Genomic DNA, 12,709 nt, shown 5'->3' on the forward strand with positions numbered 1-12,709 from the left:
AAGGGCGCTGCACCCGAGCGGGTATAGCATAGTGGTAATGCACCAGCTTCCCATGCTGGCTAGAGGGGTTCGATTCCCCTTACCCGCTCCACTCCATCCCCTACCGCCGCGCGCTGCATGCCCAGCACCGCATCGTCGAACAGTCCGTTCGCCAGCGTCGAGGCATAGAATGCGATCGCCTTTTCGCGCGGCATTCGGGCGGCCCAACCCTTAAGGTCGAAAGCCGAATTGAGGGTCGAGAGGATCAACTGGCTGGCGATCATCGGATCGACCGAATTGAGTGATCCCTCGCGCGCCCCATCGACCAGCGTGCCCATGAAGCGCAAGGCGATCCGGTCCGAGCGGCGCACCACTTCAGCGCGCAGCTGCGCCGGCAGGGCCTGCAGCGCGGTGGTGCGGGTCAGCGGCCACTCGGCGCGGAACTGGATATCGAGCAGCGAGGCGATTGCCCAGGTCAGCCGTTCCCATTCGTTGCCGCCATCGCGGTGCGCCAGCCACTGCCCCACCGCGACCCGCTTGTAGCTTTGGCGGAAGCATTCGAGCACCAGATCGTCCTTGGCGTCGAGGTGGTGGTAGAAGCTGCCCTTGGTAACGTTGAGCTCTTCGACGATGCGCAGCACCGATGCCCCGCGATAGCCGCTTTCGTTGATCAGCCGGGTGGCGACGCGCAGGAAGTTTTCCGCTGCGGCATCCTGCGGCGGCATGGCGGCGCGGATCTGGTCTTCACCGTAAAAGACCGGCGCCCATTTGGCCCCCGGCACGGCCAGGCCTTCTTCCAGCACCGCACCGATCCGCCGACCGACCCGGCCAAAATCGTTGATCGCATAACGCGCCAGCCAGACCGGCAGCCAGAACACCACTTCGAGCAGCATGTGCGCCCGTGCGGTGCACAGCTCGCGGTGATCATCGCTGGCGTGCGGTGCCCAGAAGGCGCGAACGCTGTTGAACACTTCAAGATAGCGCGCGAGCAGCGCCCGCCGCAGGTCTTCGTCAAGCGTGCGGATATCGGACAGCACCACCAGCGGCTTTTCGGTGCCGCGGATGACTTTGGCGCGCAGTTCGATGTGCAGGCGGATGAACCGCGCCACCCGGGCGCGGGCATCGCCTTCGGCTGCGGCTTCGCCAACCATGGTTTTCAGCCGGTCGAGCGAGCGTTCGAACACCGCTGCGGCCAGCAGCTCCTTGCGGCGAAAATAATAGGTGACGCTGGTGGTGTTGAGGCCAACCGCCTTGGCCACTTCCTGCAAGGTTGCGCCGCGCGCGCCGTGCAGATTGATCAGATCGGCGGCGGCATCGAGGATCGCTTCGCGCTTCAGTTCAAAGCGCGCACGGCTGCGCGGCTTGCGCTGCGTTTCGCGCGTCTCGGTTTGGTCACCGTCCCCCATTGCCCGGCCTATAGCACCTTTGCGCAGCGTTCATAGCCGCGGCCTAGTCCAGCACCATACCGGACATCGCGCCGCTGCCGCGCCAATCGGCAATGAGCTTGAAGAAAGCGTTCGAACCCTTACCGTAGGAAGCGAAGCTCGCTGCCAGCGGGCTCAATTGCCCTTCGCCGTTGTAGTAGCCGGGGGTGCATTCTTCCTGGAACTTGCGGCGATCGAGCACGGCATCAAGGATCTCCTGCGTCCAGGCCTGCTCGGCCGCTTCGCTGGGTTCGACGCGGGTGGCCTGGCGCCCGATCGCTTCGGCGATAATATAGGCGGCATGCTGGCTCTGTTCGGCCAGGGCATGGGGATAGTTCGCGGTAAAACCGGATTGGATTACCGAGAAGATGAAGCAGTTGGGAAAGCCGTTGGCGGTCATCCCGTGCAGCGTCTGTGCCCCTTCCGCCCACTTTTCCTCAAGCGTGCGCCCGCCCACACCGCGAATCTGGTAGCCCGCGCGCTGGGCATAGCTGGTGCCGACTTCGAAGCCGGTCGCGAAAATCAGGCAATCGAGCTTGTAGAGCTGCCCGTTAGCCACAACCCCGTCTGCGGTGATGCGATCAACGCCCTTGCCGTTGGTATCGACGAGAGTGACGGTGGGACGGTTGAAGGTATCGAGATAATCGTCGTGGAAGCACGGCCGCTTACAGAACTGGTTGTACCAGGGCTTGAGCCGGTCAGCCGTTTCCTGATCCGAAATGACGCCATCAACGCGGGCGCGGATCGATTCCATCTTCTTGAAATCGGCCAGCTGGACCAGCTCGGCCGGGTCGGCGGCGCCGTCCTTGGCCGCGCGCATCCGGGCGACGAGGCCCAGGTTGCGGATGATGTCGGTCCAGCCATCGTTGACCAGGTCTTCCTCGGCCCAGCCGCCCGAAACCAGCGTGTTGAAGTTCTCCATCCGGTGCTGGTGCCAGCCGGGGTGGAGGCTGGCCGCCCATGCAGGATCGGTCGGGCGGTCGCCGCGCACGTCGATCGATGAGGGCGTACGCTGGAAGACGCAGAGCCGCTTGGCCGCCGCGCCCAGATGCGGCACGCATTGCACCGCGGTGGCGCCGGTGCCGATGATCCCGACCACTTTGTCGGAAAGCTTGTCCAGCCCGCCGTTCGATGTGCCGCCGGTATAGCCATAATCCCAGCGGCTGGTGTGGAACGTGTGCCCCTTGAAGCTCCCGATCCCCGGGATGCCGGGCAGCTTGGGCCGGTGCAGCGGGCCGTTGGCCATCACCACGAACCGCGCTTTCAGCGCATCACCGCGGTTGGTCGATACGGTCCAGCGGCGGGCCGCTTCATCCCAGGCCAGATCGGTCACCTCGGTCTGGAGCAATGCGCCTTCGTAGAGGTTGTATTGCGCGGCAATCCGCTTTGAATAGTCACGGATCTCATCCCCGCGCGCATATTTGCGCCCGGGCATGAAGCCGGTTTCCTCCAGCAGCGGCAGATAGACATAGCTTTCGATATCGCAGGCCGCGCCGGGATAGCGGTTCCAGTACCAGGTCCCGCCAAATTCGCCGCCCTTTTCGATAATGCGCAGATCGGTGATGCCCTGTTCGCGCAGCCGCGCACCGGCCAGCAGCCCGCCGAACCCGCCGCCGATCACCACCACGTCAACCGCGTCGCTGACGGGATCGCGCACGATCGGTGCCGCGATGTAGGGATCATCAAGGAAGTGGGAGAACTTGCCCGCTATTTCGACATACTGCTCGTTGCCATCGGCGCGCAGGCGCTTGTCGCGTTCGGCCAGATACTTGGCCTTGAGCGCTGCTGGATCAAAGCCGAGTTCGTCTCCTGCCGCTTGCACCGCTGCTTCAGACATTGAAGGTTTCTCCCGCTTGCGCCTTGGCTTGCAGCAATGGCGAAGCCTCCATCCCGTGGCGTTCCAGCCCGGCGACAACGTCTTTCAGCCCGACATGATCGGCCCAGAACATCGGCCCGCCAGTCCAGGCCGGCCAGCCATAGCCATTGAGCCAGACCGTATCGATATCGCCGGCGCGCTGAGCCATCTTCTCAGCCAGGATCTTCGCGCCTTCGTTGACCATCGGATAAAGCAGCCGCTCGCGGATTTCGTCCTTGCCGATCTCGCGCTGCGCCGTGCCCTGTTTCGCTGCGAATTCGGCGATGATCGCTTTCACTTCGTCCGACGGCGTACGGTTGCGGCTTTCGTCGTAATCGTAATAGCCCTTGCCGGTCTTCTGGCCCCACCGCCCTGCGGCGCACAGCGCTTCGCGGATCGTCTCGATCTTCGAAGGATCGCGGTGCCAGCCGATATCGATCCCGGCCAGATCGCCCATCTGGAACGGACCCATCGGAAAGCCGAATTCAAGCAGTACATCGTCGATGTCGTTATAGGCCGCGCCTTCCATCAGCATCGCCTGGGCTTGCTGCTGGCGGGGCGAAAGCATCCGGTTGCCGATGAACCCGGGGCAGACGCCCGAAACCACCGGGATCTTGCCGATCCTGGGCGCCAGCGCCATCACCGTTGCCAGCTGCGCCGGTCCGGTTTTCGCGCCGCGCACCACTTCCAGCAGCTTCATGATATTGGCGGGCGAGAAGAAGTGCATGCCCAGCACCGCTTCGGGGCGGCCTGTTACTGCCGCCATTTCATCGATGTCGAGATAGCTGGTGTTGGATGCCAGGATCGCGCCGGGCTTGGCGATCTTGTCAAGCCGGGCGAAGATATCCTTCTTCAGGTCCATGTTCTCATAGACCGCCTCGATCACCAGGTCGCACACCGCCAGATCATCGAATGCGACGCTCGGGTTGAGCCGGCCCATCGCCGCCTCGACCTCATCCTGCGTCATTCGGCCGCGCTTGACTGAGTTCTCGTAATTGCGGCGCATGGTTTCCACGCCTTTGTCGAGCGCGGCCTGTTCGCGTTCGACGATCGTCACCGGGATCCCGGCGGTCAGGAAGTTCATCGTGATCCCGCCGCCCATGGTCCCTGCACCAAGCACACCGACGCGGCTTATCGGCAGCAACGCGGTATCGGCGGGAATATCGTCCACCACCGCGGCTTTTGCGCGCGCGGCTTCAATGTGCTCCTTGGCACCGGTCAGGGCTTCGGACATGGCAGGCTCTCCTTATGTGTGGCTTTCGGTCAGCGCGCTGTAGATCAGGGTCTTGAGCTGACGCCGGATCGGATAGGCCCCGGACGGGCTCAACTGGGTCATGAACACCATGTGGATTTTCTCGACCGGGTCGACGAAGAACGCGGTCGAGAACATCCCGCCCCAGAAGTATTCCCCCACACTGCCCGGAACCAGCGCGCGGACCGGATCGATCGTCACGCCGAAGCCCAGACCGAACCCGGTGCCGGCATTGTTGGCTTCGGAAAACAGCGAGCGTGACAGCGCGGTCAGGTCCTGCCCGCCGGGAAGGAAATTGCTGGTCATCAGTGCGATGGTCTTGGGGCTGACGATCTGCACCCCGTCTGCCGTGCCATTGCCCACCAGCATCCGGCAGAAGCGGTGATAGTCTTCCAGCGTCGATTGCAGCCCGCCGCCGCCGCCCTCGAACCTGGCCGGTTCGGTCAGGGTGCTGTTCGCCGCCTCATCGATCAGGCGCGGCTTGCCGCCCGGCACATAGGCCCAGCAATCGGTCAACCGGTCGCGCTTTTGTTCCGCCAGGGTGAAGCCGGTATCGGGCATGCCAAGCGGATCGAAAATGCGTTCCTTGAACACTTCGCCCAGCGGCTTTCCGGCCAGCCGCGCGACGACCACGCCCAGCACATCGGTCGAAACCGAATAGTTCCAGGCGGTGCCCGGCGCGAATTCGAGCGGGATCCTCGCCAGTTCGGCGATGAAGTGATCGAACCCGGCGATGCCGCGCCCGCCATCGGGCAGCGCCTCGCGATAGGCGGCATCGACGCTGCTGCGGTTCTGAAACCCGTAAGTCAGCCCCGACATATGGGTCAGCAGGTCCACCATCCGCATCGGCGCACAGGGTTTCGCCGGCATGAACGGCACTGCGCCGCCGCCGCCGTTGTACACGCCCAGGTTCCTGAATTCCGGGATCACCTTGTGGACCGGGTCTTCAAGCGAAATCCGGCCTTCCTCGACCAGCGTCATGAAGGCGATCGCGGTGACCGGCTTGGTCATCGAGGCGATGCGGAAAATCGCATCATCGCGCAGCGGCGTGCCATCGGCGCGGGCCACGCCCGACTGGTGGCGGTAGACCTCCTGGCCATAACGCGCGACAAGCAGCTGGCTCATCGCGATCTTGCCCTTGTTCACGAAAGCCTCGTCGATGAACGGGCCGATCCGGGCCAGACGGGCCGGATCGAAGCCAAGGGTGCGCGGATCGATCATTGCCGTCTAGTCCTCCCGCGGGCCGGAGTAATTATGCGAAAGCTCGCCCGGGCTGAGCGGGTGCGAGCTTGACAGCCCGCCATCGACCACCAGCGCGTGGCCGTTGACATAGCTGGCCAGCGGCGAAGCAAGAAACAGCGCCGCCCCGGCGATTTCCTCAGGCTGGCCGCCGCGCCGGGTCGGGTTGACCTGGCCGATCTTGCTCATCTTGTCGTTGGCGCGGGCATAGTCATAGGCACCCTTGGTCATGCCGGTTTCGATCAGGCCCGGGCAGATCGCATTGACCCGCACCCCGGTGCCGGCCAGCTGCTGCGCTGCAGTTTGCACCAGATTGATAACCCCGGCCTTGCTGGCCGAATAGCTGGCCGGCCCGGCGCCCGAGCGCAGCCCGGCGACCGATGCGGTGCAGACGATCGCGCCGCCGCCCTGCTTCACCATCACCGGCGCGGCATGCTTGATCGCCAGCGCCGGGCCGATCAGGTTGACGCGCAGGACCTCGGTCCAGTCTTCCGGCCCCGAATCCCAGAAGGAATGCGGCACTGAAGCAATCCCGGCATTGGCATAGAAGATGTCGAGCCGGCCGAACTCATCGACCGCGCGGGCAACCAGCGCGGCAACGCTGGCCTCATCGGCGGTGTCGCATTGATGGGCCACGATGGCGGGATTTCCGGCTGGCGTTTCGTGCACAGAATCGGCGCGGTCGGCGGCAATCACTGTGGCGCCCGCCTCGGCATAGAGCCGCGCAGTGGCCCGTCCGATGCCCGAGCCTGCCCCGGTGACAATCGCGACTTTGCCCGAAAGGTCGATTTCTACGCTCATATCGTGCTGCCTCCATCGACCACAATCGTCTGTCCGTTGACATAGCGCCCGCCCGGCGAGGCCAGGAACACGCCGGCCCCGGCCACTTCGCCCGCCTCGCCGATACGGCGCATCGGGTGGCTTGAATTATAGTGCGCTTGGGCTTCGGGATTGTCCCACAGGGCCTTGGCAAAATCGGTGCGGATCAGCCCCGGCGCAATCGCGTTGACGTTGATGTTGTGCTGCCCAACCTCCACCGCGAGGCTGCGCACCAGCTGCATGTCCGCTGCTTTCGAGATCGTGTAGGCGCCCAGCGTGGCCGAACCGCGCAGGCCCCCGATCGAAGAGACGACAATGATCGCGCCATCACGCCGCGCGATCATGCCGGGCAGGCACATCTGGATCAGCCAGTGGTTCGACAGCACGTTGTTATCAAGCACCTTGCGGAACTGGTCGTCGCTGATCCCGCTCATCGGCCCGTAATAGGGATTGCTGGCGGCGTTGCAGACCAGGATGTCGATTTCGCCCACTTCGGCGCGGGTGCGATTGACGAGGTCCTGCAAGGCCTCCTTGGACGAAATGCTGGCGGCAATCGCGGTCGCCGTGCCGGGGCCATGCGCGGCGTTGATTGCCGCCGCCACGCTGTCGCAGGCATCCTGCTTGCGGCTCGAGATCACCACCCGCGCGCCGTGATCAGCCATCGCCTCGGCCATGGCGCGGCCGATCCCGCGTGACGATCCGGTTATCACGGCAACCTTGCCGGTCAGATCAAACAGCTTCATCGCGCATCCTTTCAGCTTGCGGCGGGCAATTGCAACAGCTCGATCTCGTGGCCGTCAGGATCGGCGATGAACGAAACCGTCATCGCCCCGAACGTCGCTGGTGCACGCACTTCGCTGGCGCCAAGGCCCAGCAGACGGGCATGGTCGGCCGCGCAATCGCGGACGATGAAGCCCAGCGGACCCCAGCCGTTGCCGTTCTCGAGCAAGCGGCCATCGGTATGGTGGTACAGCACCAGCGTGAAGGCGCCGGCTTTCTGCGCCAGCATCACTTCGCGGAATGCCGGCGTATCGATCCGGTTTTGCACCTCGAAACCAAAAGCCGCAGTATAAAAGCTTTCCGCCGCCGCGATATTGGTGACGACGATCTTGACGAAATTGAAACGGGACACCTGATCCTCCCTCTTCCACGCAGTTCTAAAACCACCCGCCGGCAAAAACCCCAATTTGAGAATCTCTTGTCGCCGTGTCGCAATTTGCCAATCGGCTATTGCCCGCAATCCCCGCAACAGCGGCACTCAACCCCAACATTCAACGCATTTTCCAGTACCGTGCAGGCAATACCAATTATTCGAAATATGCCGCCGAGCCGGGCAAAGTCAACGTCCGTGGCGGTCAGACCATCAGGGCCGGTCCGGTCCGGCATTGCGGAAGCGCGGCTCGCGGACTTTGAACAGGACAATTGCCACTGCCACGCACATCGCGGCGAGCGAAAAGACAATCAGCGGCCTGAACCCGGCGTAGGTCGCCAGCAGCCCGCCAAGCAGCGGGCCGATCGAGGCAACTGCAGTTTCGGTGGTGGTGGAAAGCGCCAGCCGCATCGGAATATCCTCGGCCGAACCGAATTCGAGCACCAGCGTCTGCGCGCTGATCATATAGCCGCTGATCGCTGCGCCCAGCGTGCCAAAGGCCACCAGAAAACCCGGTTCGCTGGCCGCAAGCAGCATCAGGACATAGCCGAACGCCCACAGCACAAGGGCCGCCAGAAATGTGGCGCGAAAACCGAACCGGTCTCCGGCATAACCCCAGACGAGGTTCGACAGCGTATCCATCCCCAGAAAAGCAAGGCTGATCAGCCCCAGGGTGGCCCCGCTGAGCGGCAGGATCGTGCCGGTATAAAGAATGCAGAAGGCGATTGCGGTGCGTCCGGTCATCGCCACCAGCTGGGCGATCAGGAAATTGCGGTAATCGCGATTGGCGGTCAGGCGGGGCACATCGCGCAGCCGCTCGCGCAGCCGCATCGTCGGGCGCGTGGCGACCGCGGCCGGTTCACGCAGCAGCAGCACCAGGAACGTCAGGCCCAGGCTGGTCAGCACGAAACTGATCGCGAAAGTGGTGGCATAGCCGTTGCCCAGCACATTGTTTTCGATCAGCGTCGCACCGGCCCACCAGCTGAGCAGGGCCGCGATCCCGCCGCCGACCAGGTTGCGATAACCCTGCAGCCGCCCGCGCTGTTCAAGCGGGATGACCTTGGCCATCAGCACCTGAAACACCACGCGCTGCGCGCCCGAAAAATAGGCGAAGAAGAACAGTGCCGCGATGGTGATCACCGCCAGTTGCCAGCCACCCAGCAACCATCCGGCAATCGCAATCACCGCCAGCGGCAGGCGCATCAGCATGCCGGTTTGTCGGGCGATCGGCAGGATGTGGGTCTTGTCCTCGATTGCATTGGCGCTGCGCAAGGGAGAGACGATCGAGCCGGCCTGTTGCAGGGCCTGGGCCAGCCCGACCAGAAAGGTCGATCCGGTCAGCTGGAACAGGTAAGTGGGCACGAAGGTTGGCGCATAGATCAGGCGGAAGCCTGTCATGCCCAGCATCCCGTGAACGAAGTTGGCGACGTAATTGCGCTTCAAGTTGGCAAAAATGAAAGCGCGGTCCTGCACCGGGCCCGCGGCGCGGTCGGCATTGGTATCGATCCCGATCGGCTCAAGGTCATCGTCGAGCGCCACTCAGGATCCCGTATCGGCAAGGTGCGCCACAAGCAGCGCCTTGACCGCAGCGTAGTCCATCTTGCCGTTGGGTGCGCGCGGGATCTGCGGCGCGATCAGCAGATGGCGCGGCGCCTTGTAAAGCGACAGCGCGGCGCGCACGTGGTCAATCAGTTCGCCGGGCGTGGCGGTTGCGCCGCTGTGCAGTTCGGCCAGCGCGCCGATCCGTTCGCCAAAGCGCGGATCGGGCAACCCGCTGACCGCGGCATCGCGCACCGCGGGGTGGCGTTTCAGCACTTCTTCGACTTCTTCGGGAAATACCTTTTCGCCGCCGGTGTTGATGCATTGCGATCCGCGGCCCAGCACCGTCAGCGTCCCGTCGGCGGAAACGGTTGCCCAGTCGCCCGGCATCGACCAGCGCCGCCCTTCCAGTTCGACGAACGTCGACCGGGTCTTGGCCTCGTCGTTGTAGTAGCCCAGCGGGATCGGTCCGCCCACCGACACCTTGCCGGCTTCGTCCGAACCGGGCTCGATCCGCCGCCCGTCTTCGGCAAAAACCGCGCAATCGGGGCCGATCGTGAACGTGGCGGTTTCGGTCTGCGCGTCCTTGGTGACGGTCGAGGCGCCCAATCCAAAGGCTTCGGATGATGCGAAACTGTCGGTGATCGCAAGCTCGGGCATATGCGCGATCAGCCCGCGCTTGTTCTCGATTGACCACATCGCGCCCGACGAAAACATGAACTGCATCGCCGAAATGTCCCAGCGCCCCGGATTTGCATCGAGCGCTTCGAGCAATGGCTGGGCGAATGGCTGGCCGACCACCGTCATGCGCGATGCGCCATAGGTTTCGGCCATGTCCCAGATCGCTTCTGCATCGAACTGCCCGGTGCCGGTGAGCAGCACGGTGCTCCCGCCGCTCAGCGCGGTGAAGGCGGAAATCATCCCGGTGCCATGCATCAGCGGCGGCGCGATCAACGATTTGCTGCGGATCGGCGTGGCCTTGGCGCGGGTGCCGGCGGCCTCGGGATTGGGCAGCGGATCAAGCCCGAGCAACGGATTTCCGCCATAGTTCCCGCGCGCCAGCAGATCGCCCTGCCGCCACATCACCGCCTTGGGCATACCGGTGGTGCCGCCGGTGAAGATGAACAACAGATCATCCTCGCTGCGTTCCCAAAGCGTGTCGGGGCACTGCGGCTGCGGGACGATGGCGGCCAGATCGGTGGCCCAATCGGGCACCGGGTGACCCGGGGTGGCATAGGCAATCCAGGCCTTGGCCTTGCCAGCGCGCGCGCGGATCGGTTCGAGCAGGCTGGCAAATTCAGCGTCGAAGACCACGGCTTCAGCGTCACCGGATGTGAGCAGGAACAGCACCTCTTCGCTGGCATAGCGGTAGTTGACGTTGAACGGCACCGTGCTGATCTTCACCGCAGCATAGGTGCCGATCAGGTATTCGGGCCCGTTACGGGCATAGACTGCCACCTTGCCCTGATGGCTGATGCCAGAGCCGAGCAGGTGCGCGGCAAGACCATTGGCGGCCTCGTCAAACGCGCGCCAGGTCATTTCGCGGTTCCCCTGGACGATCGCCAGTTCGTCAGGGATCGCAGCGGCAACCGATTCCCAGATTGCGGCGTAGGTCCATGGGGTCATCGTGCCGGGCCTCCTATCGGGTTGTTTTCGGCTTCCTTGGCCCGGGCCTCGGCTTCGACCGCCCCTAGCCGGGCAACGTTCTCCTCATGCTTCTTCCTGTCAATCGGATAGAACAACAGGAACAGCAGACCCAGCACCCACAGCCCGAACGAAGCCGGAATGTAATGCGCCAACAGGCTGTCGGTCATCGCGGCGGTGACCTTGGCCGGATCGGCCTTGGCGGGAAACTGTGACCAGGTCAGGATCTGCCCGGCCATGAAGATCCCCAGCGCCGATGAACACTGCTGCATGAACGCCGAAGCGGCGAAGAAGGTACCGGCGGTGTGGCGCCCGGTCCTGACCGCGCTGTCTTCGACCACATCGGCCAGCATCGAACTGGTGTTGATCAGCGAAATCGCGATCATTGCGCCATAGACCGCGCCGATCACGAACAGCACCGGCACCAGCATGGCATCGCCCGGCACATAGAACATGTCGTAATAGGCCAACATCAGCGGCGAGAGGCCAAGGCAGATGCCGGTAAAGGCAAAGACCATCGCTGCGTTGCGCTTGCCCATCAGCCGCGACATGACCGGGGCCAGCGGCGCGGCAATCATCGCGGCAACCAGCGAATCGAAGGTCAGGATTGCCAGCGTCGGTCCGTTGAGCTTCCACAGGTAGGTCCCGAAATAGACTGTGGTGGCCGAATAGAGCCCGATCGCGGAGTATTTGAGCACGCCGAACCCAAAAATCGCCAGGAACGCCCGGTTCTTCATCGCGCTGGTCATTTCGCGCAAATGGTTGCCAAGCCCGGCCTCCTCCCCCCCGGCATACTGGCGCATCCAGGGGATGCGCCGGTGCGTCGCCAAACCGCTGACCAGCGCGCCAAGCAGGATCAGCACCGCGCCGATCAGCGCGAACGGGCCATAGGCGGCGGGATTGAGCTGGCCGCGCGGATAGTCCGGCGTAGCGACGAAGATCACCGCCAGACAGAACGAGGCGTAGCCAAAGGCACCGGCATAGCCCCACAGATAACGCAGCGAGAACAGCCTGGTGCGCTGGGCATAGTCATCGGTCAGTTCGGTCGCCATGGCCGACGATGGGATCTCGTTGAAACTGACCGACACGCGGGTCAACACCGCCGTCACGAAAATCCAGATGCCGTGCTGGCTGTCGCTCCAGCCCGCAGGCGGAAACCAGGCGAGCGTGAAGAAGAACGCGGTCGGAACGGCCGAGGCATAGATGAACGGATGACGCCGCCCCCAGCGGCTGCGGGTGACATCGGACCAGCGCCCGATCAACGGATCGACAAAGGCATCGACCAGCAAGGTCAGCGCAATCGCTCCGCCGACCACCGCCGCCGAAACCCCGATCACCTGGTTGTAGAACAGCATCAGATAGGTGCTGAACGCCGCGTTCTTGACCCCGTTGACGATCGCGCCGAAGCCATAGCCGTTGCGCGCCACGGCCGAGAGCGGAGGCGCTGCGTTCATCGCCAGGCGGGCCCGTGGCGGTGCCTGAAACTTCCCGTCGCGGTGCTGGTCATCGCGGTTCAGGCCTTGGCCGCCTCTTCCAATTCACCGACCAGTTCGACCGGATCGGCAAAGCGCTGTTCGGCCGCGGCGCGCAGGTTGGGGATCGAATAGGCCGGGAACATGTGATCTTCGAGCCCGCGATAGTCGCGCAGGTGCTGCTTGGCGACGGTTACCTTGTGGACCTCGGTCGGGCCATCGGCGATGCCCATCACGAAGCTGGCGATGATCTGCCCGGCAAAAGGCATTTCGTCCGAGACGCCAACCGATCCGTGGATGTGCAGTGCGCGGGCGGCAATATCGTGATAGACTTTG

Annotated in this window: 10 protein-coding genes, 1 tRNA gene and 1 pseudogene; 1 reads left to right on the plus strand and 11 read right to left on the minus strand. The window is 63.9% G+C overall.

From position 1 onward, the window contains the following. Positions 1–17 precede the first annotated feature (17 nt). Positions 18–91 (plus strand) — tRNA-Gly (locus RMN99_RS07080). Here the strand turns inward: RMN99_RS07080 and RMN99_RS07085 are convergent. The 11 genes and pseudogenes from RMN99_RS07085 to RMN99_RS07135 form a co-directional block, all read right to left on the minus strand. Then, entirely contained in the window at positions 60–1,385 is a 1,326-nt protein-coding gene (locus tag RMN99_RS07085; RefSeq protein ID WP_309622601.1) for a TetR family transcriptional regulator, read from the minus strand. The genes RMN99_RS07080 and RMN99_RS07085 overlap by 32 nt on opposite strands. Positions 1,386–1,428: 43 nt before the next feature. Continuing rightward, entirely contained in the window at positions 1,429–3,240 is a 1,812-nt protein-coding gene (locus RMN99_RS07090; protein WP_309622602.1) for an NAD(P)/FAD-dependent oxidoreductase, read from the minus strand. Beyond that, positions 3,233–4,471: pseudogene (locus RMN99_RS07095) on the minus strand (3-hydroxyacyl-CoA dehydrogenase NAD-binding domain-containing protein); the annotation flags it as partial. The pseudogene RMN99_RS07095 and the gene RMN99_RS07090, both read right to left, overlap by 8 nt. 33 nt (positions 4,472–4,504) lie before the next feature. Beyond that, a complete protein-coding gene (locus tag RMN99_RS07100) occupies positions 4,505–5,731 on the minus strand; it encodes a serine hydrolase domain-containing protein (RefSeq protein WP_309622604.1) in 1,227 nt (408 codons plus the stop codon). A 6-nt stretch (positions 5,732–5,737) separates the two neighbouring features. Continuing rightward, the gene (locus RMN99_RS07105; protein WP_309622605.1) at positions 5,738–6,550 is read right to left on the minus strand and encodes an SDR family NAD(P)-dependent oxidoreductase; all 813 of its coding nucleotides are present in this window, start codon (positions 6,548–6,550) and stop codon (positions 5,738–5,740) included. Beyond that, positions 6,547–7,311 carry an SDR family oxidoreductase gene (locus tag RMN99_RS07110; RefSeq protein WP_309622606.1) on the minus strand — a complete coding sequence of 255 codons (765 nt, stop codon included), beginning with the start codon at positions 7,309–7,311 and terminating at the stop codon, positions 6,547–6,549. The genes RMN99_RS07105 and RMN99_RS07110 overlap by 4 nt, the downstream gene beginning before the upstream one ends. An 11-nt stretch (positions 7,312–7,322) precedes the next feature. Next, the gene (locus tag RMN99_RS07115; protein WP_309622607.1) at positions 7,323–7,700 is read right to left on the minus strand and encodes a VOC family protein; all 378 of its coding nucleotides are present in this window, start codon (positions 7,698–7,700) and stop codon (positions 7,323–7,325) included. Positions 7,701–7,931: 231 nt separating this feature from the next. Further along, positions 7,932–9,257, minus strand: coding sequence for an MFS transporter (locus tag RMN99_RS07120; RefSeq protein ID WP_309622608.1), 1,326 nt, complete (start codon positions 9,255–9,257; stop codon positions 7,932–7,934). After that, complete coding sequence (locus RMN99_RS07125; protein WP_309622609.1) at positions 9,258–10,883, minus strand: AMP-binding protein; 1,626 nt, start codon at positions 10,881–10,883, stop codon at positions 9,258–9,260. Then, complete coding sequence (locus RMN99_RS07130; RefSeq protein WP_309622610.1) at positions 10,880–12,355, minus strand: MFS transporter; 1,476 nt, start codon at positions 12,353–12,355, stop codon at positions 10,880–10,882. The genes RMN99_RS07125 and RMN99_RS07130 overlap by 4 nt, the downstream gene beginning before the upstream one ends. A 59-nt stretch (positions 12,356–12,414) precedes the next feature. Continuing rightward, positions 12,415–12,709, minus strand: a 295-nt coding sequence (locus tag RMN99_RS07135) for an acyl-CoA dehydrogenase family protein (protein ID WP_309622611.1), incomplete at its 5' end; no start/stop codon positions are given.

It is taken from the genome of Novosphingobium sp. (genome assembly GCF_031417815.1).
Taxonomy (GTDB): Bacteria; Pseudomonadota; Alphaproteobacteria; order Sphingomonadales; family Sphingomonadaceae; genus Novosphingobium.

What these genes read in the sequence shown, in the direction of transcription:
- RMN99_RS07130 (WP_309622610.1), bottom strand. Translation starts at nt 12,355, where the DNA reads ATGAACGCAGCGCCTCCGCTCTCGGCCGTGGCGCGCAACGGCTATGGC.
- RMN99_RS07110 (WP_309622606.1), bottom strand. Translation starts at nt 7,311, where the DNA reads ATGAAGCTGTTTGATCTGACCGGCAAGGTTGCCGTGATAACCGGATCG.
- RMN99_RS07125 (WP_309622609.1), bottom strand. Translation starts at nt 10,883, where the DNA reads ATGACCCCATGGACCTACGCCGCAATCTGGGAATCGGTTGCCGCTGCG.
- RMN99_RS07085 (WP_309622601.1), bottom strand. Translation starts at nt 1,385, where the DNA reads ATGGGGGACGGTGACCAAACCGAGACGCGCGAAACGCAGCGCAAGCCG.
- RMN99_RS07105 (WP_309622605.1), bottom strand. Translation starts at nt 6,550, where the DNA reads ATGAGCGTAGAAATCGACCTTTCGGGCAAAGTCGCGATTGTCACCGGG.
- RMN99_RS07100 (WP_309622604.1), bottom strand. Translation starts at nt 5,731, where the DNA reads ATGATCGATCCGCGCACCCTTGGCTTCGATCCGGCCCGTCTGGCCCGG.
- RMN99_RS07090 (WP_309622602.1), bottom strand. Translation starts at nt 3,240, where the DNA reads ATGTCTGAAGCAGCGGTGCAAGCGGCAGGAGACGAACTCGGCTTTGAT.